The 21,369-nt window shown below is 43.3% G+C and carries 22 protein-coding genes; 13 read left to right on the plus strand and 9 right to left on the minus strand.

What is annotated here, in order from left to right:
* Positions 1-115: 115 nt before the first annotated feature.
* From AC0THY_RS11545 to AC0THY_RS11570, 6 genes are all read left to right on the plus strand, one after another.
* Positions 116-1,213: a YifB family Mg chelatase-like AAA ATPase gene (locus AC0THY_RS11545; RefSeq protein ID WP_489990751.1), complete on the plus strand. Its 1,098-nt coding sequence runs from the start codon at positions 116-118 to the stop codon at positions 1,211-1,213.
* A gap of 179 nt (positions 1,214-1,392) precedes the next feature.
* Complete coding sequence (locus tag AC0THY_RS11550) at positions 1,393-1,584, plus strand: SymE family type I addiction module toxin (RefSeq protein ID WP_489990752.1); 192 nt, start codon at positions 1,393-1,395, stop codon at positions 1,582-1,584.
* A 208-nt stretch (positions 1,585-1,792) separates the two neighbouring features.
* A complete protein-coding gene (locus AC0THY_RS11555; protein ID WP_489990753.1) occupies positions 1,793-2,722 on the plus strand; it encodes a DpnII family type II restriction endonuclease in 930 nt (309 codons plus the stop codon).
* A gap of 18 nt (positions 2,723-2,740) precedes the next feature.
* Entirely contained in the window at positions 2,741-4,027 is a 1,287-nt protein-coding gene (locus tag AC0THY_RS11560) for a hypothetical protein (protein WP_489990754.1), read from the plus strand.
* A gap of 15 nt (positions 4,028-4,042) precedes the next feature.
* Positions 4,043-6,001, plus strand: coding sequence for a DEAD/DEAH box helicase (locus tag AC0THY_RS11565; protein WP_489990755.1), 1,959 nt, complete (start codon positions 4,043-4,045; stop codon positions 5,999-6,001).
* Entirely contained in the window at positions 5,976-6,911 is a 936-nt protein-coding gene (locus tag AC0THY_RS11570; protein WP_489990756.1) for a protein NO VEIN domain-containing protein, read from the plus strand. Before AC0THY_RS11565 ends, AC0THY_RS11570 begins: the two co-directional genes overlap by 26 nt.
* 47 nt (positions 6,912-6,958) lie before the next feature.
* On the opposite strand, the gene dcm is transcribed toward AC0THY_RS11570, so the two are convergent.
* Entirely contained in the window at positions 6,959-8,416 is a 1,458-nt protein-coding gene (gene dcm / locus AC0THY_RS11575) for a DNA (cytosine-5-)-methyltransferase (RefSeq protein WP_489990757.1), read from the minus strand.
* Positions 8,417-8,609: 193 nt separating this feature from the next.
* On the opposite strand from dcm, the gene AC0THY_RS11580 reads away from it, so the two are divergent.
* The 5 genes from AC0THY_RS11580 (at position 8,610) to AC0THY_RS11600 (ending at position 11,979) form a co-directional block, all read left to right on the plus strand.
* Positions 8,610-8,987, plus strand: coding sequence for a helix-turn-helix domain-containing protein (locus tag AC0THY_RS11580; RefSeq protein ID WP_489990758.1), 378 nt, complete (start codon positions 8,610-8,612; stop codon positions 8,985-8,987).
* Positions 8,987-9,649, plus strand: coding sequence for an ImmA/IrrE family metallo-endopeptidase (locus AC0THY_RS11585; RefSeq protein ID WP_489990759.1), 663 nt, complete (start codon positions 8,987-8,989; stop codon positions 9,647-9,649). The genes AC0THY_RS11580 and AC0THY_RS11585 overlap by 1 nt, the downstream gene beginning before the upstream one ends.
* A gap of 167 nt (positions 9,650-9,816) precedes the next feature.
* Positions 9,817-10,737, plus strand: coding sequence for a hypothetical protein (locus AC0THY_RS11590; protein WP_489990760.1), 921 nt, complete (start codon positions 9,817-9,819; stop codon positions 10,735-10,737).
* A 12-nt stretch (positions 10,738-10,749) separates the two neighbouring features.
* Positions 10,750-10,887 (plus strand): hypothetical protein, encoded by a 138-nt coding sequence (locus AC0THY_RS11595; RefSeq protein WP_489990761.1) that lies wholly within the window; start codon positions 10,750-10,752, stop codon positions 10,885-10,887.
* 441 nt (positions 10,888-11,328) lie between these two features.
* Entirely contained in the window at positions 11,329-11,979 is a 651-nt protein-coding gene (locus tag AC0THY_RS11600; protein WP_489990762.1) for a hypothetical protein, read from the plus strand.
* A gap of 46 nt (positions 11,980-12,025) precedes the next feature.
* On the opposite strand, the gene AC0THY_RS11605 is transcribed toward AC0THY_RS11600, so the two are convergent.
* From AC0THY_RS11605 to AC0THY_RS11640, 8 genes are all read right to left on the minus strand, one after another.
* Complete coding sequence (locus AC0THY_RS11605; protein WP_489994188.1) at positions 12,026-14,005, minus strand: DNA polymerase; 1,980 nt, start codon at positions 14,003-14,005, stop codon at positions 12,026-12,028.
* Positions 14,002-14,529: an NUMOD4 motif-containing HNH endonuclease gene (locus AC0THY_RS11610; protein WP_489990763.1), complete on the minus strand. Its 528-nt coding sequence runs from the start codon at positions 14,527-14,529 to the stop codon at positions 14,002-14,004. Before AC0THY_RS11610 ends, AC0THY_RS11605 begins: the two co-directional genes overlap by 4 nt.
* 60 nt (positions 14,530-14,589) lie before the next feature.
* Positions 14,590-15,732 (minus strand): methionine adenosyltransferase, encoded by a 1,143-nt coding sequence (gene metK / locus AC0THY_RS11615; protein WP_489990764.1) that lies wholly within the window; start codon positions 15,730-15,732, stop codon positions 14,590-14,592.
* Positions 15,680-15,877, minus strand: a complete 198-nt coding sequence (locus tag AC0THY_RS11620) for a hypothetical protein (protein ID WP_489990765.1) — start codon at positions 15,875-15,877, stop codon at positions 15,680-15,682. Before AC0THY_RS11620 ends, metK begins: the two co-directional genes overlap by 53 nt.
* Before the next feature lie 65 nt (positions 15,878-15,942).
* Positions 15,943-16,506 (minus strand): DUF2815 family protein, encoded by a 564-nt coding sequence (locus AC0THY_RS11625; protein ID WP_489990766.1) that lies wholly within the window; start codon positions 16,504-16,506, stop codon positions 15,943-15,945.
* A 13-nt stretch (positions 16,507-16,519) separates the two neighbouring features.
* Positions 16,520-17,656 carry a DUF2800 domain-containing protein gene (locus tag AC0THY_RS11630; protein WP_489990767.1) on the minus strand — a complete coding sequence of 379 codons (1,137 nt, stop codon included), beginning with the start codon at positions 17,654-17,656 and terminating at the stop codon, positions 16,520-16,522.
* The gene (locus AC0THY_RS11635; protein WP_489990768.1) at positions 17,653-18,021 is read right to left on the minus strand and encodes a hypothetical protein; all 369 of its coding nucleotides are present in this window, start codon (positions 18,019-18,021) and stop codon (positions 17,653-17,655) included. The genes AC0THY_RS11630 and AC0THY_RS11635 overlap by 4 nt, the downstream gene beginning before the upstream one ends.
* Positions 18,005-18,169, minus strand: a complete 165-nt coding sequence (locus tag AC0THY_RS11640; RefSeq protein ID WP_489990769.1) for a hypothetical protein — start codon at positions 18,167-18,169, stop codon at positions 18,005-18,007. Before AC0THY_RS11640 ends, AC0THY_RS11635 begins: the two co-directional genes overlap by 17 nt.
* A gap of 346 nt (positions 18,170-18,515) precedes the next feature.
* Here AC0THY_RS11640 and AC0THY_RS11645 point away from each other — a divergent pair, with 346 nt between their 5' ends.
* Together AC0THY_RS11645 and AC0THY_RS11650 are read left to right on the plus strand one after the other, a co-directional pair.
* The gene (locus AC0THY_RS11645; protein WP_489990770.1) at positions 18,516-18,929 is read left to right on the plus strand and encodes a DUF7768 domain-containing protein; all 414 of its coding nucleotides are present in this window, start codon (positions 18,516-18,518) and stop codon (positions 18,927-18,929) included.
* A gap of 3 nt (positions 18,930-18,932) precedes the next feature.
* The gene (locus tag AC0THY_RS11650; protein ID WP_489990771.1) at positions 18,933-21,221 is read left to right on the plus strand and encodes a phage/plasmid primase, P4 family; all 2,289 of its coding nucleotides are present in this window, start codon (positions 18,933-18,935) and stop codon (positions 21,219-21,221) included.
* Positions 21,222-21,369: the final 148 nt, after the last annotated feature.

A 21,369-nucleotide genomic window follows, 5' to 3' on the forward strand; every position in this document is an offset into this window, starting at 1 on the left:
GTGTTCCGGCATTCTTGAACCATCAGGCGTTTCAGCCATTATTCACAAAAAGTTTTATTTAACCAGACAAGTGAGGATTTTTACACCTCTGTCTTTGATCACAGGAGGAACGTTCATGTTCAGCAGTGTGTTATCCGCAGTAATCTGCGGTATGGAATGCCGGGAAGTCCAGGTGGAGGCAGATGTCAGCGATGGGCTGCCGGGATTTGCCATGGTAGGATATCTGGGCTCACAGGTGAGGGAGGCTCAGGAGAGAGTGAGGACTGCTATGAAAAACAGCGGGATCAGCCTGAGGCCAAAAAGGATTACAGTAAACCTTTCCCCAGCGGATCTGAGAAAGGATGGGACCGCCTTTGACCTGCCCATCGCGCTTGCAGTTCTCTCAGCGTACGGATATCTGCCAAAGGAGCAGCTAAAAGGAGTGCTGGCTGTGGGAGAACTGAGCTTAAACGGAGAGCTGAAAGGGGTTCCTGGAGTCTTACCGGCGGCCAGGCAGGCCGCTCTTTTGGGATGCCGTCTCTGCCTGGTTCCAGGGGCCAATGAGAAGGAAGGCGGACTCATTGAGGGGGTCAGGGTGGTTGGAGCAGAGAGTCTGTCAGAGGTGCTAAATTTTCTTACAGGGCGGTGTGATATTGCGGCGGCAGTCACTAATATAGAAGAAATTGAGAGGAGATCCTGCGAGGGGGCGGAAGACTTTCAAAACATCATGGGACAGCAGGCTGTCAAGCGTGCGGCTGAGGTGGCGGCGGCTGGTATGCACAATCTGCTTCTGGTTGGTCCGCCGGGCACCGGAAAGTCCATGGTTGCCAGCTGTATTCCCGGGATTTTACCCAAACTGACCTTGGAGGAGAGTATGGAAATATCAGAAATATACAGCGTGGCAGGTCTTTTGGACAATGACAGGCCTCTGATCTTATCCCGGCCTTTCAGGGCGCCGCACCACACAATCACAGCGCAGGCCCTTGCCGGAGGGGGAAGGATTCCAAGGCCCGGGGAGATCAGTCTGGCCCACCGGGGTGTTCTGTTTTTGGATGAACTGCCGGAATTTAGCAATTCCGCGCTGGAAGTTTTGCGCCAGCCTGCTGAGGAGGGGATGGTGCGCATTTCCAGGGCAAGCGGCAACTATAGTTTCCCGGCCAGATGTATGCTGGTGGCTGCCATGAACGAAGGGACACGCTTATTGATACAACGGAATAGGCCAATGGTTGCGTAGAACGCTTACTATAAGGCTTTTTAAGTTACCGTGGATAAATTTGGTTATGTTAGTGAGCGGATTGTTCCGTATGAGTTCGGCTGAAAATATTAAAAATTGCATACCCCATTAACGATACTGCCTTGGTATCGTTATAATTTATAATCGTTAAATTATTGAAGTGAGAAAGGATTATACATATGGCATTTAAAGAAAAAAGAGAATTGAAGGTTTATGAAATGAGTGGACGGGATTATAAACCGACTCCAACAATAATGCTGAAAGGACAGTGGCTCAAGGAACTTGGCTTTGTACCTGAAGAAAAGATGGATGTACATTGTGAAGGCGGTAAATTAACCATCACACTCAAGAACGAATGTGTTCTTGAATAAAATCATATCCCCATTCTTTAATGGAGGGGATATTTTTATATCAATATATTCGCTAAAAAGCGTAAAAGCGTATTATGAGGCCCCGAGATTATCTGAAATTCATTTTTTACGGTTCTCTAAAAAATCCGCAAAAAAGTGTAATTTACATATTGCCATTTGCACACCCAAGTGTTATAATGTGTACATGAATAAGATAGGAGGGCTTGAAATGCCAGATATTAAAGCAACAAAACTTAGTTATGATGAACTGTTCAATTCGACCACAATGTTTTACATGAACCCCGATTATGAAGCCGAAATAGGGAAAGTTGTCGAAGCGAAGACGGCTGACATTTCTGTCGGCCTACGAACTATTAAAGATAAAGAAAGTCTTAAGCAGTATATTATTGACCATAAAGATGCTCTGGACAATCTTACATCAATAGCAGAGATTTCTGTAGAACGTTTTAAACGCATGGTTTCAATGATTCGTAAAGATCGTGGATTTGTGTTTGGCACAGAGTGGGGGCTTAGCAAAATCAGAACAGCCATGATGGACAGCCCAGCTATGATGGAAAGCATTCTGAATCTTCTTTGGGATGGCAGAAATGATGAAAAAATGCAGTCTTGTATTCCTGCTTTTTACTTGGAAAATATGGCAATGGATCCTGTTACTTTAAGCATGTTGCAGGATGAGAATACAGTACGCAGACTTGTTAAACGCGGTTTGGAAGGTAAATATAGTAATGGTATTGGCGATGCAGTTCTGAGTGATATTGAAAAAGAACTTAAGCGTGTATGTGCGAAGCATGGACTTGAGTTCCAAAATAATGTAAGGGTGCCATTACTTGATCGTGCCGTAAGTTTCGTACTGGAATCTCCTACGAATCCACGAGTAATAATAGATGTATCGTACAGTGTTACTACTTCAAGCAGCCAGGGCAGTAAAAAAGAGGCAGCTCGAAAAACGGTCGAGGTACTTAACAGTGAAAAAGCATCCGGACGTAATATTGTGTATATCAACTTCTTAGATGGTGCCGGCTGGATTGGTCGTCAATCGGACATGAAGGAAATTCACAGGTGTTCGGATTATGTTCTTAATTTCCAGAATATCGGTTTGTTGGAAGATATCATTGATACACACATTGACGAAATATAAAGATGGAGGACAACTAATATGAACGTTGCTGAAAGAAAAGCGAAACTGAAAGAATTTACCGATCATCCCGAGAATGCCTGTCGTACAGGCATTCCTATCACATATCATGGGCAGATTATTACATTGAATGCGTATGCCATTCCGCTGGATTACCTTGTTTATAATCCGTATAATGGACGAATTGGTAGCGTGGTTAAGTCCTATGAACGTCAGAACCATACGCTCGATCCGGAAGATGCAGCGGATAAGATTCTGATTGAAAAATTTTTGTGGGAATCTAAGCCGGATGCCAATAAGAAAACGAAAGATCGTTTATTGAAAGAACATCAGCAGAAACATGGTATTGTGACTGCTGATGGTATGATTATTGATGGTAATCGCCGTGCAAGTTTGCTGAATAATATTATGGCTGACACTAACATTCCGTTTAACGAAAAGAGTCATTGCCAGTTCTTTATTGCAATCATTCTCCCGGAAGATGCAGATAAAAAGGAAATTCTGGCACTTGAGACAACCTATCAGATGGGTGAAGACGCCAAAGTTGATTACAATCCTATCGAGAAGTACTTGAAATGTAAAGACTTGAAGGATGCAGGATTTACGGATGATGATATTGCTGGGATGATGGATAGCAAGCCAGGAGAAATCAGAACAATGTTATCCGCATTGAAATTAATGGACGAATATTTGGATGAGTATGATTATTCCGGTATGTATACACAGTTGGATAAACGTGAGGATCAATTCTTAAAACTAGATCCTGCCTTGAGAAAATATAAAGCTGGGGTAGCATCAATGTGGCCGTACGATCCAGATGCAGATGTTTCTGATTTGAAGCTTATTGCCTTTGATTATATCCGAGCAAATTTTGAACAGACTCTATTCAGAAATATCATTTCGGTCCCAACCGCTAAAAAGCCTGCGGCCAGCTTCTTTGCAAAGGAAGAAGTGTGGAAGGCATTTAAGGATGCACATTTTGCAGCCACTGATGATGTTCAGGAAGATACCGTGCAAGCCATCATGGATACTAATCCACCGGACTTAGGTCGCGCCCTAAAAGCACGTGATCAGAAGTGGCAGCAGAAAGTTTGTGATGAATTTGATGATAACTATGTTCAGAGTTTAGATAAACTTAACAATCATGCCAATGCGGCAAAGCCATTACAGCAGTTAATTAAGGCTTGCCAGGCATTGGAGGTAGTAGATGTGAATCAGCCAAGCTTTATCAGCGATGCCAGTGTTCGTGGCTGCGTGGAATCTTTGGATGAACTGGTAGCAAGGTTTAAAGGAATATTAAATATGTAAAGGAAGCGCCACTGTATGAAGAAACTATGTCTTGAATCAAATGAAAATAGTACAATTTTTACCGTGACTGGGGACATAGCATCTATCTTCAGCAATAGACGGGCATCGCGTTACCTGAAAGACAATCTACAATTTAGCTTGATCGATGATAGTATAATCATAGAAACTTGTGATGATATCAACAAATGCATCGATCGTGTTAAAAAGATATGTGAATACATATCAGCAGAACTTGTCTTCTCAGGGCGTGTTTCTGAAGCTGTAAATAACTACGCTTTAGAAGAGGAGAAGTTTTTAGAATTTGCGGAAAAAGCAAGACTAATCAGGGATAATCACTGCGATAAAAAAGATTTTACCGATTTTGTTAATTCGGTCAGTGAAAACTTGTCAAATCGAAGTTTATATGAGTTGCAGCTTTTATCCGCGTATCACCTTGCTTTTTCACAAAATGCCTGTAATTTTTCCGTACCAGGTGCGGGAAAGACTAGTGTTGTTTATGGTGCGTTTGCGTATTTATCAAGTCTCCCAAAAGACGATAAGAAATATGTCGATAAACTTTTGATTATTTCCCCACTGAGTGCTTTTGGTCCGTGGGAATTGGAATATGAAGAGTGTTTTGGTCAAAAGCCATCGACTAAGCGATTGAATGGAAAGGTGTCTGTTGAGGACAAAAAGCAGTATCTTTATTCACTTGACCCTGCGAAAATCACATTACTATCGTATGCTTCTGTACCATCACTGCGTGAAGAATTAATATACTTCCTGAAAAACAACCAAGTTATGGTTGTTTTAGATGAGGCACACAAGATAAAGAATACGAATGGCGGTATTACTGCAAATGGAGTGCTGGATATTGCAAGTTATTGTTCAGCGCGAGTTGTTTTGACAGGTACACCGGCACCTAATGGATACGAGGATCTTTACAACCTCTACAAATTTATCTGGCCGACCAAGAAAGTAATTCCTTTTGAAGTATATCAGCTCAAAGATATGAGCAAAGCGGAGTCGGATGCACGTGTAGATACATTGCTTCATGCTATCGAGCCGTTCTTTATAAGAGTCAGAAAGAGTGATCTTGGAATTCCGCCTGCAACAGAGCATGAGCCTATTATTGTGCCTATGGGCGAAACTCAACGAAGAATATATGATGTTATCGAAAAGAAATATATGAGTGATATCGTGAGTAATAGGGATAGTAGTTTTAGACAGGATCTTGTTAAAGCTCGATTATTACGAATGATGCAAGCTGCAACCAATCCTAATTTACTTAGTGTACCGTTAAGAAATTTTGCATCTTTTGAAGATTTTGATGCAGATGTCGTTACAGAAGACACTTCTTTGATACACGATATTTTACAGTATTCAGCGACAGAAACACCAGCTAAATTTGTAAAGGCAAAGGAGATAATTGAAGGTATCATTTCTAACGGGGGCAAGGTTGTTGTATGGGCAATTTATGTCAAAAATATTCTGGATTTTGAAGAGTATCTCAACTCATGTGGAATTTCATGCAAGACGCTGTATGGTGCAACCCCGGTAGCTACTGGTGATGATGATGACGATGAAGTTGAAACTCGTGAAAAAATTATTGAAGAGTTTCATAAACCGGATTCTTCCTTCAATGTAATTATTGCCAATCCATTTGCCGTATCTGAATCTATATCGCTCCATAAGGTTTGTCATAATGCCATTTATATAGAGAGAAGTTTTAATGCGGCCCACTTTATTCAATCCAAAGATAGAATTCATCGTTATGGATTAAAGCCAGGTGTGGAAACCAATTATTATTATCTTTTGTCGGAAGATTCTGTCGATAGTGTCATCAATGAGAGATTAAATGCAAAGGAGAGAAGGCTTCGAGAAATTATTGAAAGTATGCCAATTCCGCTGTTTGACAATGCTGATTTGGAGACCGGAGATGATGATATTAAGGCCTTGATAGCAGAATATGTTAATAGAACTAAGAAGATGTAATTCTATAGGTAATATTGATGGTCTGCTGTTTCTCATCTCGATCATTACGAAAAAGGAAAAAATCAGCAGAACTGAGATCCGCAATCGGTGTGCACTGGAGAATGGAATATCCGTCAACTGTCCAGGAGCTGTTGCGTTTTTAGAATATTTAGGTTTGGTGGAAACGAGCGAAGAAAATGTGATTCCTTCTGAAATGCTAAATGATTTGTCGGAAAAAGAACGGGAACATATTTTAAAGGAACTCGTGAAACTTTGTATGAAGCATTTGATTGAGGATGGTATATTTGATGCAGATGCGACTGGTTTTGATGCAGAAAAAGGACACCTTAGTATAAAACGTTCGGCTTTTCCTTTGGCATACGCAGCTATAAGAAATTTCATGACAGTTGCAGGGGCATTAGATAAAGAGGAACATGGGGAAATATGTGTTTCTGATTATTACGAAAATGATTTCACAGCACAGATTCGCTCAAGAAGAAAGAAATTCACATTAGAACAATTATTAAAGCGGCAGGAAGACCAGAGCAGACGTGGTTTGGAAGCCGAAGAGTATGTCTTGAATTTAGAACGTAACAGACTGCCAGGCAAAGTTACTAAAATCAAACGGATATCAGATTTTGATGTAGCTGCGGGGTATGATATCGTTTCTTTCCAAGGTGAACAAAGTCAGGTATATGATCGTTTCATTGAGGTGAAATGCTATATTGGAAGTCCGCATTTCTACTGGTCTGAAAATGAGAGTGATGTGGCTCAAATTAAAGGCGATAAATACTTTTTGTGCCTAGTTGATTATAATAGAATAGGTGAGCCGGGATATCAGCCGGAATACATTCAAAATCCATATGAGGTTATTTTTTCGGATGAACATTGGCTAGTAAATGCAGCTTCTTATAAAATACAAAGAATATAAAAATACAGGGCATAGTCTTATAAACTATACCCTGTATTATAAAAGTATTAGTTGCTATACATATCAGCTAATCGTTCTGCTATTGCCTCAATTACCGGGACGCAGACAGTATTGCCTAATAGGTCAAAGGCTTCACTTTCTTTTAAGAATGATAAATCATAATCCTCTGGGAATCCACATAAGCGTTGCCCCTCTCTAATAGATAAGCGGCGAAGGCCACCATTATCAACAATGCCTAGATGGGAGACATCCATTGCAACCAGTGTGGGAGCAAGATCATCTGGATTTAGAATTTTAGTAAATTCAAAGGATAATTTACCAGCAACAATATTGTATCCTTTTGGTTTACTTTCATCCGGAACACGTCTCTTTTTTTCATTGAGCTTTCGTGGGTATTCTAAAGTTAAATATCCCATTTTTACTAGTTCATCTAAAAACTTTTTGAGATCCTTATGTTCGAAGAAGGTTGAAATTTGTTTCACTGTCAGAGGCATTCCATCCATCCAATCTATGCCGATGTCTTCTGCCCAGTGGCGTTTACGGCGCTCTCTTAATAAGAGGTTTAAAAAAGCAGCCTGTTCCTCTGTTGTCTCACCTTTAAGACCAAGTTCCCAACTATGGATATTATCCTCGCCGCCGCGCTTATCTTTGATTGCCTTACCGATTACTTGTTCCGGTGTAAAGTGGGCAAACAATTTTTGAGTGAAAGGTGAATCTACAGTTGGCAAGTTGTGTTCCAAAATATCACCTAATACAACACGCTTCTCTGCAAAGTTGTCGAGGGAGATATGAACTTCTCTGGTACCAACAATGTACACACGTTTTCTGGATTGTGCAAGTCCATGATATTGACTGTCAATTAAACGGTAAGATACATAGTATCCAAGTTTCTGAAGGTGGGTAACGATAATCTTTAAGGTTCGTCCTCCATCATGATTGACTAAACCTTCAACATTTTCCAAAAGAAAACCATATGGCTTCTTTTCCTCTAAAATACGCTCTATTTCAAAAAATAAGGTACCTCGTGTATCCTCGAAACCAAGCCCAAGTCCGGCTGCCGAGAATGGTTGGCAAGGGAAACCTGCTAGAAGAAAGTCAAAATCTGGAATGTCTTTGGCTTTTACTTGGGTAATATCTCCTGCAACACTTTCTTCGTTATAATACTTTTTATATGCTTTGATGGCATAATCTTTTATTTCACTACTAAATACGCATTTGGGGTCGAAACCATGCTTTTTGAATGCTGTTTCAAAGCCAAGACGTATGCCGCCCAGACCTGCGAATAAATCGATGAATTTAACTTCCTTATTAGCAGTGCGTTTTCGCCGATCTATTTGTGCGCTAATTAGGTCTATACATTTTTCAGAGAAACTGTTTCCCTGGGCATATTGCTCAATTTCATCATGCTGGGTAGGAGTGATATAAATTGTAGTTGCCATTTTTTTCTGGTCTTCAGGAAGCGGTGTTCGTCCGGATCCCTCTCTTTTTCCTCCGTGCTTAGGCATACATAAACTCCTCTCTCAATCATAATCGTACAGCGTATATCTTACCATAAAAGACTTGATTTTGCAATGCCTAAAATCAAAAGATGAGACTTTATTTTTTTGAAGAAATTTCTATAATAACATTGACATTCGCACATTTGCGTAATATAATAAAAGTACGCAATAAAGCGTAAAAGCGTAAGGAGGAATAATCATGGCAGGAGAATTTGGAGCATATATCGCTCGAAAGAGAATTGAGAAAGACGTAAAATTAAAACCAATAGCAGAAAAACTTGGAGTTTCAGTAACATATCTTTCAGATATTATTAAAGGACGCCGCAATCCGCCGGACAAAGAAGGATTAGATGCATTAGCTGTATCTTTAGATTTAGACGAGAATGAACGTAATGAAATGTTCGATTTGGCAGGAAGAGAGAGAAGCCAGGTGTCCCCAGATTTACCAGAGTACATTATGGATGAAAATATTCCAAGTGCAAGAGTTGCTTTACGAAGAGCAAAGAATGGTGGTCTTGGAGATGACTTCTGGCAGGAGGTAAACCAGATTATTGACAAACGAAACGGAGGCAACTGATGGACTATAATATGAGCAACTTGATTCCATATATTCCTGCATCCGAATATGATAAGGTTGCAGAGGATTTTTTGGGATTATATTATCCGGAGGCACTTGTCAAACCAACGCCAGTTCCAATTGAACGTATTGCTAAAGAGGAACTTGGTCTTGACATTCAGTACGTGTGTCTTTCCGAGGAATTAGATATTTACGGAATGACAATTTTTTCAGAAGGGTCAGTTGAGATATATGATCCAGAAGAAGGACTGTATGACTCGAAGATCTTTAAAAGGAAAACGGTTCTGATAGATCCAGAGGCGGTTAAGAAAACGAATATAGGTTGTCGGAATAATACTATAGCACATGAATGTGTTCACTGGTACAAGCATCGTCTTTATTTTAAGATGCAGCATTTTACACTGCCACGACAAGCAAAATATTGTAAATGTGGTGTAGAGCAATTACCATATGCAACAGAGGAAGAAAATATTATGGAAAGCCAGGCTGTTGCGATTGCACCTAGAATATTAATGCCTAAAACACCTTTTGTTGAGGCTGCGACACAGTTGAATATTGGATATGGAAAGGATAACTGGAAAGCAATCTGTCAGTTGGCCGATTTCTATGATGTATCTAAACAATCAGTTAAAATCAGACTTGAAGAGTGTCAACTTATGTAACTCTTGCTGATCATAAAGCAGGAGTTATATTTTTTACGAAAAACATTCGCACAAAAGCGTAATTGTGTAATAACCCGAGGATTTGATTTGCATGATTTGAGTTCCTCGATAGGAAAAAATTGATGTGATATCATAAAGGCATAGATTTTCAAAAGGAGGTTGTTCTAATGGAAGAGGCAACAAATATGACAAGTATCAATACAGTATACGATTCTATCATCAAACATTATGGGTGGGAGAAGTACGAGAATTCGAAAAAGCGTCTATTGAGGAAGAAGTATGCGTTTCTTCAGAAGCATCTTGTTCTCTGTAATTCTAAAGAATTTGTGGACGCTTCGGGTAATTTTCCTAAAAATATGATACCAATATGTGATGCCCCTATTATCCGAAACTTACTGATCGAAGCAGTAAATGATGCCGAAGAGGATAATTTAGTTTATGAATGGTTTAACGGAAATGTTGACACTGACGATTCGCTTAAATCCATTCTGCTATATGCACAGTTGCAGCCATTAATTAGAGAACCGGAGTTTTCGGATGGTGTTGATGATGTAACTGTTGATGAATGGCTGAATACAGTTGCAGCTGCAATTAATTTTAATACAGCAAAGAAAACCTTGGAATTGAAAAACAATCTGGAACGATTTCGTAATAATTCCCTTGCGCTAGATTCTAATGTGGGATTTGGTGATGTTATTGTAAACAACGGGAATGGAAGGCGTTTTTATGGATTGAAAGGTAAGAAAAATCGTATTGATGTTCATGGAAAAACGGTGGAAGAGTTGTTGGACTCAGTCTGCACTCAAAACGATTATTTTGAAATTTTGAACCAGATGCTGGAATTGTTTGCTGAAAATGCTAAGGAACGTGTAAGGCATAATATTGAAACATATGCAATGGCGAAGGAGGTATTTGAAGCAGAAAGTGCAGATGATGCTTGTGAACATGATTCGATTGCATCAGAATACACTATCTGGTATCAGCGAATCTATGAGTTTTTAATAGCAAATCCAGAAGTATGTCAAGATATTGAGAAAAAAGCTAAAACAACAAATTTGGCGGATTTCTTTAAGATGAAAGACCGATGAGGAGGGTATTGGATGGATGATAAAGATTCAAAAATGGTTGCAGAGGTAAAGAGTATCTCTGCCCGTGGTAACAATGCAGAAGTCAAGCAAGATAAAAATGGCGAATGGATTGTTTATGAAGTGCAAAAAAAGAAAAAGAAGGTCGGATAAAGTGGTATCCGATAACGACTAAGAGGAGTCAAAGAGTAACGATAATCGTTGCTCTTTGACTCTTTTTTTTTCAAAAACACTTAACCCAATTATTTTTCTACCAGCATTTGAGAATTTTATCAAAAAACAAAATCAAAACGGAGAAGTAATAGATAGAAACAAATATCAGAGAAATAAATTATCAAAGTTCGACACCGAGATGGAAGCATAGTATCTGTGTTTCCATCTGAGTGCCAAACACTCAAAAAAAATTGTATACGGCCGGAGTGACGTCCGAAGGCAGGATACTACATACCACAAATCATGATAGCCAACAGGCTTTAGTGAGGAGTGGGATTGGTACCCCTGACTTTGTGCGTTCATTTTCGGTCAAGGGGTATTGCCCCACTGGTATTTGTCAGTTTTCTGCCTTCAGACCAAGCGGTCAGAAAGGTGGAAAACATGACAAAGAAGGTCAAAAAAGGTTTTACAGCGAATTACAATGGAGAGGCAATCAGACCGGATGAGGTGATGATTCCCTTCGAGTACACGGATGGAGATGCAGAAAACTGCACAAACACAGAATGCATTAAGACCGTGAAGATGGGTGGCAGAAATTTCAAGGTCATTTATAAGGCAGTACCACAGGCGTGGGAGAAGGATGCAAAGTCAGCATTCAATCTGGTACAGAACGAAGCCCTGGGTCATTATGATGTACCTAATTCAGTATCAATGGACGGCTTGATGGATGATTATGAATTGGAACTTGGCAGAACCCCATCTGTGGAAGATACCGTGATGGAAGAGGAAGATATGAAGGAAACTCTGAAGACTTTTGTTGAATTGATGCAGACACTGATTGATAAATCAGCGAAGGTCGGGTATGCAGTATTGCTCATGCACACAGGGGTTAAGGGAGAGGAATTCTATGGAAGAATGAAGCTGTCCCGCAATCCGGCAAATCTGTTACAGCAGCAGGCTCAAAGTATTCTTCGCGGAGGACTTGCAAATATCAACGTAAGTGACCTCAAGGGTTACAAAAATCAATATGAAGAAGAATACAGAGCAGAGGCATACAAGTTGCTTGATGAAATCGTAAAAATGTATAGATAATATGAATGGCACTACCTGGAAGGACGCATCCGGGCAGTGCCATTTTTTAATCTTTTTTATAAAAGCTGCATTCATATCCGTCTGCCCGCAGGAGCAAACCATTTATCCACGGTGGAGTCCGTCCCATTTGTTTACAGAGTTCTTCCAGGGATACCCCAGGACTGCACTCAATAATAAGTTCATCATGGACATGGCCAACTATCTGGCAATGGGAGAGTGTCCGCATCGCATAAGCCAGGATGTCACGGCTGACCGCCTGAACGATGTTCTCCACGAATTTGGGGCCATAACTTTCAATACGAGTCCACTTCCCTGTGTTGATACCTTCATAGGTAACACTGTCTGAACCGAATTGGTTAACGCCCATGCGAGGCTTTACATAGCAGAGCCGTCTGCCGGATGGAAGATCGATAAAGAGCATACCGCCCTGGTAGTAGATATGAAAACCGTGTGTTTCGGTGCTTGTCTTATAGATTACTGCCTGCTTGACAGCAGCATCTATCGCCCACCAGAAGCTAGTGATGCACTGGTTGGAAGTCCGCCATGCGTCTACCAATGGCTGTAATTCTGATTCTTCCAATCCCATATCAAGGGCACCCATTGATTTTAAGGCACCGACCGAGCCGCCGTAGCCGAGTGCGAGTTCTGCAATCTTTCCCTTCTGACGGAGATGCCCATTGATACCATGCTTTTCCACGGGAACTTTGAACATCTGACTGGCACTGGCACAGTAGATGTCTTTCCCCTCTTTGAATACTTCCATACGCCACTGTTCTCCGGCAAGGAATGAAAGCACCCTGGCTTCAATAGCTGAGAAGTCGCTGACAATGTATTTGTATCCAGGCTTTGGCACGAATGCCGTGCGGATCAGTTCTGAGAGGACTTCCGGCACATTGTCATAGAGAAGTTCCAAGGCATCGAAGTTTCCGTCACGCACCAGGTTGCGGGCTTCCTCCAGATCGTCCATGTGATTTTGCGGAAGGTTCTGCAGCTGAATGCCACGGCCGGCCCATCTGCCGGAGCGGTTGGCACCATAGAACATGAAGCATCCCCTGGCACGGCTGTCGGCACATACCATATTAGACATGGCGGCATATTTGCTTACCGATGATTTGGCAAGCTGCTGGCGGCAGGAGAGGACTTCGGCTACATCTTTATCAGCATCCGGGAGCAGACCCTTCACAGCCTTTTTATCTAGGGACTCCGTCTCAATGCCACGTTCAGAAAGCCAAGTCTTCATCTGCTGTACACTGTTTGGGTTTTCCAGTCCAGTTTTCTTTTGCATCTGATGAAGGAGTGCCTGCTTGGTCTTCGCATCGATATCAATGGCATTGGCTACAAGCTGCATATCAACACCGATTCCACGGTCATTGATTTCCTGGTCGAGATGATATTCCTCCCAGATGAAGTCCGGCACGGGGTATTTGGTCAGTCGTTCTTTGATAGCAAGTTCCACTTCCACATCACGCTTATTATAGGATTTGAAGGTTGCCCATTTTTCTAGGTCATGCTTCGGCAGATTTCTGGTGCGGCCACCGTTTACTTTTGTGGCTTTGCAAGGAGTACAGAAGTATTTGATGAGGTCTTTGCCTTCTTTCATCTTCTGGTCGGACAGCTTCAGCACAGCACCGATACCTTCCAGGCTGAGTGGCAGTCCCATGTAGGCACCCCAGATGCGAGAGCATTTCCAGGATGCCGGGTCGAGATAATTGCTGACCGTATCTTCCGGGATGCTGTAACTGTAGAAGTGTTCTGGATAATTCTTTTTCAGCCAGTAGGACAGGCAGACTCGTTCAAATTGAGAATTATATGCCCATTTGGTTATTGTATCATCGGAGAGTGCCGCAAGGATATCATCTGGCACACACTCCCCCTGTGCAATATCGACCACGATGACAGGACCGTTATCAACAGAATATGCGAACAACAGGATTTCAAAATTCGGTGATTCCGCATAGCGATAGACACCGCTTTTCTTAAGGTCAACATCGCTATATGTTTCTAAATCCAGAGATAAAGACATTATTTTAACCATGTATAAATCCTCCCGCATTTTATTCCACTTATTATAGTTTGGGATACACCATACATTTTTGATAATTCAACTCCTGAATATCCGCATGAGAGTGCAAAGCGTATTTCCTGAACATCCTCAATATCTAATTTTCTCCATTTCTTACCTTGTCTGTAAACATCGAGGATATTATCGGTTCTTGATCCATATCGTAGATTACACAATCGGTTATCCGTTGGATCACCATTATTATGCAAGACCTCCATATTGTCTGGTGGCTCGCCTATAAATGTTCTCAATATCAATTGGTGAACGGGACTGCCTGCCGCACCCTTGCGTAGTACAACTGAAAGATGTCCTGATTTACAAAAACGTCCAGGTTTTAGAATTCGTTCAGGAACAGTTCGTAAAAAGGGTTTATTTGTGTACCAATTGATACTTCTTACTTTACGTTCCAGACTTTTGATGCGGCCTTGGTTACTCGCTTGATACCTACCTTCATAGCCGGGAATGTCTTTCCATATTTCTTTTTCCATGTTTGCCTCCAATCAAAAAACCGGGGCGGGACAGTAACATCCACACCCCGGAAGTTTCAGTTATTCTTCATTACCATACAGGTCATTTGCCATTTCATCGTCCATTTCCCACGGCAGCCATTTCTTTCCGAAGTGACCACCTGCAGATACGTCATTGTAATTCACATCCAAAAGATGCAGATATTCGATGATGCCTTTGGGAGTCAGATTATAGTTGTCGTGGATGTATTTCTGGAGAACAGGACTGCATACAGCACTCGTTCCGAAGGTTTCCACCACAACGGATACCGGATCAGCCTTACCGATGGCATAACCAATCTGCACTTCGCATTTGTCACAGTACCCGGCTTTTACGAGGTCGATGGCAATTTTTCGGGCCATGTAGGCAGCCGAGCGGTCAACCTTGGATGGGTCCTTACCGGATAATGCACCGCCGCCGATTCTGCCGATACCACCATAGGTATCACAGGCGAGTTTTCTTCCGGTGACACCGCAGTCGGCTTTTGAACCGCCGATGACGAATCTGCCAGTAGGATTGATGAGCTTCTCAAAGTCTGTATTCAGACCATATTCCGCAGCAGTCAATGCCATCAAAGGTTCGATGATGGAGCGGATTTCTTCCACGGTGGTTTCTTCCCTATGCTGTACAGAACAGAGGAAGGTAGTGATGCGTCCACTGTCATAATCGTAGGACACCTGCGCCTTGGCATCTGCCAGGAGCATAGGGCAGTTCAACGATTCGAGATGCTCGATGAAGCGGGTGGCCACTGCAAAAGGAATCGGCAGCAGCTCCGGTGTTTCGTTTGTGGCATAGCCGAACATGATGCCTTGATCTCCGGCACCGCCCTTATCGACACCAAGTGCAATGTCGGCAGACTGCGACGTAATCATTCCTCTGACATCGATGCAGTCGTAGCCAAGTTTGTCGATGCCGATACGGTCAAGCACCTCATATACCAGGGTGGCATAATCCGGTTCATAGGAACTGGTAATTTCTCCTGCAATGATAACGGTGCTGTTCTTGATAAGGCATTCAACAGCAACACGGCTGTCCTTATCATGTGCCAGGCAGTCAGTTACGATGGCATCTGCAATCTGGTCACAGATTTTATCTACATGGCCACGGGATACCTGTTCTGATGTATAAATCTTACTCATTGGTAGTTTCCTCCTTGCTTTCGTCTTTCTTTTTGATCTTCGCAATCAATCTTTTGCTTTTCGTTACCACCCATTTTACGAAGGTGCATACCAGATAACTGATCCACCAACAGTCAAACATAATCAAAAGCATATATGCGGTGAGTACCAGGGTGTGTTTCATTGTTTCATAATTAAAGAATGTTTCCATATTTTGTCTCCTTTTCAAATGTGGGGCAGCGGTGTTACGCCGCCGCCCCGATATGGTTTATGTGATTAGTCCAGGAAGTCCTCTTCGTCCTCGGTTGCGAAGTCATCCTCTGCACGGGACTTGCCGCCAAGAGGTGTGCCATCAGAAATCTTCTGAAGGTTATTCAAGCCACACGCAATCCCACGGTTGCCATTCACGTTGTAAGCGTAAAGGTTGATGGATGCACGGCCTTTTACACCAGAGTACATTTCAGAACGGTCGATGATCGGGTTACGGTCGGCATCAACCACACCAGGTGCAGTGCCGGAATTGGCATTGATGAAGTAGCTGTTCTTGTAAGCCTCATCGTCCGGACGTTCCATATCGCCGTCACGCAGAGGAGTCTTAAGAGTGGAAAGTGCAGGTACGGACTTGCCGTTGCCTTTCAGTTTGGACTGACCCTCTTCATAGGCAGCCTGAACTGCTGCATTGATCTTGTCGATAGTCTTGGTATCGGACTTCGGAATGATGAGGGAAACAGAAAACTTAGGTGTACCTCCCTGGATGGCTTTGGCATCCCAGCAGTTGAGGTAGCTGAAAATAGTAGTAGGGCCTGTGATAACTTTGGTTGGATTCGTAAACTTTGTCATGATATTTTTCTCCTTATTCTTTGAAATCTTCTTGTGCTGTATTTTTCATAACCGGACGTTTGTCCGACTTTGAAACAAGTGTTGGTTTTCCCGGCGGTTTGAAGGTGAGGCTGCCAAGCAGCTCATCGAACTTCTTCTTGCCGAGGAGTTTGGACATTGCCGTGATACCGAGAATGGATTTCTCATATGGATCGTATCCGGCTTCGGTGACAGTCTTTGCGACATCGTCCTCGTTTGTGTATTTGCGGTTGCTGCGGCCTTCGACCACTTTGAAGTGACCGTAGTCAGTGCCTTGCAGAGCCTGGTTCAGTGCGTATTCCTTTACATCGGATGCCCAGGAAGTCAGCTGGTCCACTTTCATGAGGATGGCATCAATTTCGTGTTCCTCCAGTGTGGCAGGCATCTCGAAATCGTACTTTGCAAGTTCCAGATTGTATTCAGCTCGTTTCCTGCAGGTGGCTTTTACTTTGCAGAACTGGCAGTGGCTTCCGGCATTAAAATCGCCTTTGCCTTCCATTGCCAGAAGAGCAGTGGGAGCAAGAACTTCATCTGCCCATTTGATAAGGTCAGACTTGCTCATGGTATAGATGCTGACGTTTTCCCGGCGGGGCTGGAAGATTGCCATCTTGATGGTGTCGATATCATAAATGCCATCGAACATTTCAAGAACTCCCAGGCAGTAGCACATCAACTGTGGATTGCCACCAAATTCTTCTGATTCAGAGCTGACCATGATTCCAAGACCATGCTTGTAGTCAATGACCTCCGCCGTTCCATCGGAAAGAAGGATACAGTCGGCTGTTCCGGTACCACCTTCCACCCATTTGGAGAAGTCCACCTTCTGTTCAATCAGAACATCGGTGTCAGGACAGGTCTGTTTTGCCTTTTCATATTCCTCCATAACAAAGGCTGCATAGCCTTCGGCACAGGACTGCATTTCGGAATCGTAATATTCCAGGTTCTCTGTCGGGTCAGTGCTTTCACGGCCGAGTTCCTTTTCTACAAGGTAAGCACACAAGCTGTGGGCATCTGTCCCCTGCTGTGCATAGGAACTGGACTGCTCTGGTACTGCGGCACACAGTTTTGCACTGGGCGGACAGTTCAGCCATCGGTGCGATGCGGATGGCGAGAGATAGGCATGTTTGCTCATCCAATCACCTCCAGGTCAGCCATCAGTGCCGGATAGTCAGTTTCCTTTACTTCGGATAACTTCTCTGCACCATATTTGGTGATGAGTGCTTTTACCTGGTCGGTATAGCCTTCATGGGATTTTGCGGAGAATGCTTTTCTGACATCTGCGAAAGCATAAGTCTTAGCAGCGGGTTCTTCCTTTTTCTCCGGCAATGCAGCAGGAGCAGCATCGGGTTTGGCAATCTGTTCTGCCTTGGTCTTCTGAGGAATGGCATCGGCAAATTCCGGGATGAACTCTTTGAGGAGTTTTCCAATCTTCGCCATGCTTTCTCCACAGGTGATGATGTTGTCGAGCAGCTGGGTAATTTCATTCATGTGGTTCATTCTGTTTGTCTCCTTCGTCTTTTATTTTTCTGAGTTTTGTTGCAATCCGCTTGGACACGACACTGATGGCAATCAGCGTATCGATGAGTTCCTCATCCAGGGCTTCATCTTCCAAGGGTTTTGTGTTTACACACATCGCTTTCTGCATCTGCAGCACCTCCATTTCCGAAAGGTTCTTTGTCCTTCCTGAGAGCTATGTAATGGAATCCGGCATAAATCCCAATTTCAATAAAACTTTTTGAAATTTTGTTTTTGCCTGTTCCCTTGACAACAGCTATGTACTGGCGGCAGTCAAAACTCCCAATTTCATAAAAAATAAAATCCCTCTTCCGGGCAGATGATGTTTCTGACCAGGAGAGGGATTTTCGCCTTTATAAGGAAGAAAAAAGAAATTTGAAATACCGAGGCTGAAATTGGGAGTTTGGTGTTCTCTCAATACATAACCCTTGGAAAGGCATACCAACCTTTACCTTCTAACGAAAGGAGAGCGACCTATGGGAATCAGTAAGTATAACAGCGAAGGCTACGCTGACCCGACTGCACACGAAGCAGTCCGAAATGTAGAAAAGGAACTGAAGAAGTGGAGACCTCTGGTCTACATCTGTTCTGCGTATTCCGGGGATATCGAAGCCAACACACAGAAAGCCAGGCATTACAGCCGATTTGCAGTAGACCGTGGTGCGATACCACTGGCAGCACATCTGCTCCTGCCACAGTTCATGTCAGAGAAGAACGAACGTGATCTTGCGTTGTTTATGGATATGGTGCTGATGAGTAAATGCGAAGAAGTGTGGGTATTTGGAACAACCATCACATCCGGCATGGCAGCAGAGATAGCAAAGGCAAAAAGGAAGAACATGACCATCCGCTATTTTGCGGAAGACTGCAAAGAAATCACGGAGGAATAAGAAATGAAGCTAACTTTGTACACTGCCGACTGTACCGGGGATGCAAAAAACTGTGTGTACCCGAATAAGGCAGAAATCTCAAATAAGGAAGAACTGGTAAAAGCGGTAGCCCGTGACCAGGTCTTCGCAAGATATAAGAACAGCTACCGCAATATCAGTAATTTCCTGGAATCCGATGTGATTCCAATGGATTGTGATAATGACCATTCGGAGAATCCGGATGAATGGCTCAGCGCATCTGCACTGGAAGATGTTTTCTCGGATGTTGACCATATCACCATTCCAAGCCGACACCATATGCTCGAAAAAAATGGGAAGGCTGCAAGGCCCCGTTATCACATTCTGTTTCCTATTCAGAACTGTTCCGATGCGGCGATGTATGCAGCAGTGAAAACAGCCATCCAGAAAAAGTATGAGTTTTTTGATGACAATGCCCTGGATGCAGCACGTTTCTTCTTTGGTTCAGCCTGTGAGCCGGATGATATTTCCTGGCACGAGGGTTTCCTTTCTATTGATGAAACATTGGATGAGTCAGATTATCTGGAATCAGAGGTCGATAAGGCAGAACAGTTAAATCCTTCCGGCGGTCCCATTTTAGAAGGCAGCCGCAACAATACCATGAGCCGTTTTGCCGGGAGAGTCTTGAAGAAATATGGTGTATGCGACAAAGCACACCAGGTATTCCTGCAGAGAGCGGAGCAGTGCGACCCACCTCTTGATGCAAGCGAACTTAATACAATCTGGAATAGTGCCGTAAAGTTTGCAAAAAAGGTACAGAGCCAGGATGGTTACATTCCCCCGGAACAGTTCAATTCCGATTTTGATGGAGAAGGACTCAAGCCAGAGGATTATTCCGATTTGGGAGAAGCGAAGGTTCTCGCCAGGGAATTTGGCAATGAACTGAAATACACCAGTGCGACTGACCTTCTTCGTTATGACGGGGAGTGCTGGCGGGAGGACAAGCAGATGGCACTTGGAGCATCCCTGGATTTTATGGATTTACAGCTGCAGGATGCAAAGGATGCAGTAGAAGCAGCCGAAGAGAATCTGTTATCCGCCGGACTGGATGAAGCCACGGTCAAAGGCCGGGGCAAGAACCTGGAGAAAGCCTGTGCTGCCATGATGGGTCTGTATTACAAATTGATGGGAGCAGATACCTATCTGAAATTCGTCATGAAATACCGCAATTACCGCAACATCATCAATGTCCAGAATACGGTCAAGCCGATGGTGGCTCTTGATGTGTCCATGCTCGACCTTGACCCTGATCTTTTGAATACTCCATATGCAACTTATGACCTGTCGCAGGGAATCACAGGCGAACAGCCGCATGACCCGGCTGACCTTATTACAAAGATTACGAATGTTGCCCCAGGAGATGCCGGAAAGGATATCTGGGAGGATGCCCTTAATACCTTTTTCTGCGGTGACCAGAAACTGATTGACTATGTGCAGGAAACGGTCGGCATGGCAGCTATCGGAAAGGTCTACCAGGAACACATGATCATCGCTTATGGCGGTGGTGCCAATGGTAAGTCCACCTTCTGGAATACCATCTTCAGAGTCCTTGGCTCTTATGCCGGGAAGATTTCTGCGGACACATTGACCATGAACTGCAAGCACAACACCCGCCCGGAGGCTGCCGAACTTAAAGGCAAGCGTCTCATCATTGCATCCGAGATGGAAGAAGGCATGAGACTGAATACCGCAATGGTAAAGCAGCTCTGTTCCACAGATGAAATCCAGGCGGAGAAGAAGTACAAGGACCCGTTCCATTTCGTGCCGTCACATACACTGGTGCTGTATACCAACCACCTGCCGAAGGTCGGTGCCAATGATGATGGTATCTGGAGACGTCTTATCGTTATCCCCTTCAATGCCAAGATTACGGGAAAATCCGACATCAAGAACTATGCAGATTACCTGTTTGAGAAGGCCGGCCCTTACATCATGTCATGGATCATCAATGGAGCGAAGAAAGCCATCGATGCCAATTTCCACACAGACCTTCCGAAAATCGTGCAGGATGCAATCGACAAGTACCGTGAGTCCAGTGACTGGCTCGGACAGTTCATTGAGGAACGCTGCGATGTTGACCCTTCCTATTCCGAGAAGTCTGGCGAGTTGTATCAGCAGTATCGCTTTCAGTGTGTGCAGAACGGCGAGTTCGTGAGAAGCACTTCTGATTTCTACGGAGCATTGGAGAAGGCTGGGTACGTTCGCAGAAAGACCAATAAGGGCAATCGTATCAGTGGACTTCAACTGAAGGACGGTCAGGACTTCCTGGAGTAAGGTGTAGGTCGTGGAAGTCAAACATTGAAACTATTACAGGAAAAGTGTATGGAGTGACGGTCGTTGAGGTCATTTCCATAAACTGTTCTACAAAAATAATCATAAAAGTGGAAGTCGTGAACCTCTCTATATAAAAGTCCTATCGACA

Source organism: Ruminococcus sp. 8Y-12, assembly GCF_058119865.1.

Coding starts and splice junctions, on each gene's coding strand:
- AC0THY_RS11545 (WP_489990751.1), top strand. CDS start 116: ATGTTCAGCAGTGTGTTATCCGCAGTAATCTGCGGTATGGAATGCCGG.
- AC0THY_RS11550 (WP_489990752.1), top strand. CDS start 1,393: ATGGCATTTAAAGAAAAAAGAGAATTGAAGGTTTATGAAATGAGTGGA.
- AC0THY_RS11555 (WP_489990753.1), top strand. CDS start 1,793: ATGCCAGATATTAAAGCAACAAAACTTAGTTATGATGAACTGTTCAAT.
- AC0THY_RS11560 (WP_489990754.1), top strand. CDS start 2,741: ATGAACGTTGCTGAAAGAAAAGCGAAACTGAAAGAATTTACCGATCAT.
- AC0THY_RS11565 (WP_489990755.1), top strand. CDS start 4,043: ATGAAGAAACTATGTCTTGAATCAAATGAAAATAGTACAATTTTTACC.
- AC0THY_RS11570 (WP_489990756.1), top strand. CDS start 5,976: ATGTTAATAGAACTAAGAAGATGTAATTCTATAGGTAATATTGATGGT.
- dcm (WP_489990757.1), bottom strand. CDS start 8,416: ATGCCTAAGCACGGAGGAAAAAGAGAGGGATCCGGACGAACACCGCTT.
- AC0THY_RS11580 (WP_489990758.1), top strand. CDS start 8,610: ATGGCAGGAGAATTTGGAGCATATATCGCTCGAAAGAGAATTGAGAAA.
- AC0THY_RS11585 (WP_489990759.1), top strand. CDS start 8,987: ATGGACTATAATATGAGCAACTTGATTCCATATATTCCTGCATCCGAA.
- AC0THY_RS11590 (WP_489990760.1), top strand. CDS start 9,817: ATGGAAGAGGCAACAAATATGACAAGTATCAATACAGTATACGATTCT.
- AC0THY_RS11595 (WP_489990761.1), top strand. CDS start 10,750: ATGGATGATAAAGATTCAAAAATGGTTGCAGAGGTAAAGAGTATCTCT.
- AC0THY_RS11600 (WP_489990762.1), top strand. CDS start 11,329: ATGACAAAGAAGGTCAAAAAAGGTTTTACAGCGAATTACAATGGAGAG.
- AC0THY_RS11610 (WP_489990763.1), bottom strand. CDS start 14,529: ATGGAAAAAGAAATATGGAAAGACATTCCCGGCTATGAAGGTAGGTAT.
- AC0THY_RS11620 (WP_489990765.1), bottom strand. CDS start 15,877: ATGGAAACATTCTTTAATTATGAAACAATGAAACACACCCTGGTACTC.
- AC0THY_RS11625 (WP_489990766.1), bottom strand. CDS start 16,506: ATGACAAAGTTTACGAATCCAACCAAAGTTATCACAGGCCCTACTACT.
- AC0THY_RS11630 (WP_489990767.1), bottom strand. CDS start 17,656: ATGAGCAAACATGCCTATCTCTCGCCATCCGCATCGCACCGATGGCTG.
- AC0THY_RS11635 (WP_489990768.1), bottom strand. CDS start 18,021: ATGAACCACATGAATGAAATTACCCAGCTGCTCGACAACATCATCACC.
- AC0THY_RS11640 (WP_489990769.1), bottom strand. CDS start 18,169: ATGCAGAAAGCGATGTGTGTAAACACAAAACCCTTGGAAGATGAAGCC.
- AC0THY_RS11645 (WP_489990770.1), top strand. CDS start 18,516: ATGGGAATCAGTAAGTATAACAGCGAAGGCTACGCTGACCCGACTGCA.
- AC0THY_RS11650 (WP_489990771.1), top strand. CDS start 18,933: ATGAAGCTAACTTTGTACACTGCCGACTGTACCGGGGATGCAAAAAAC.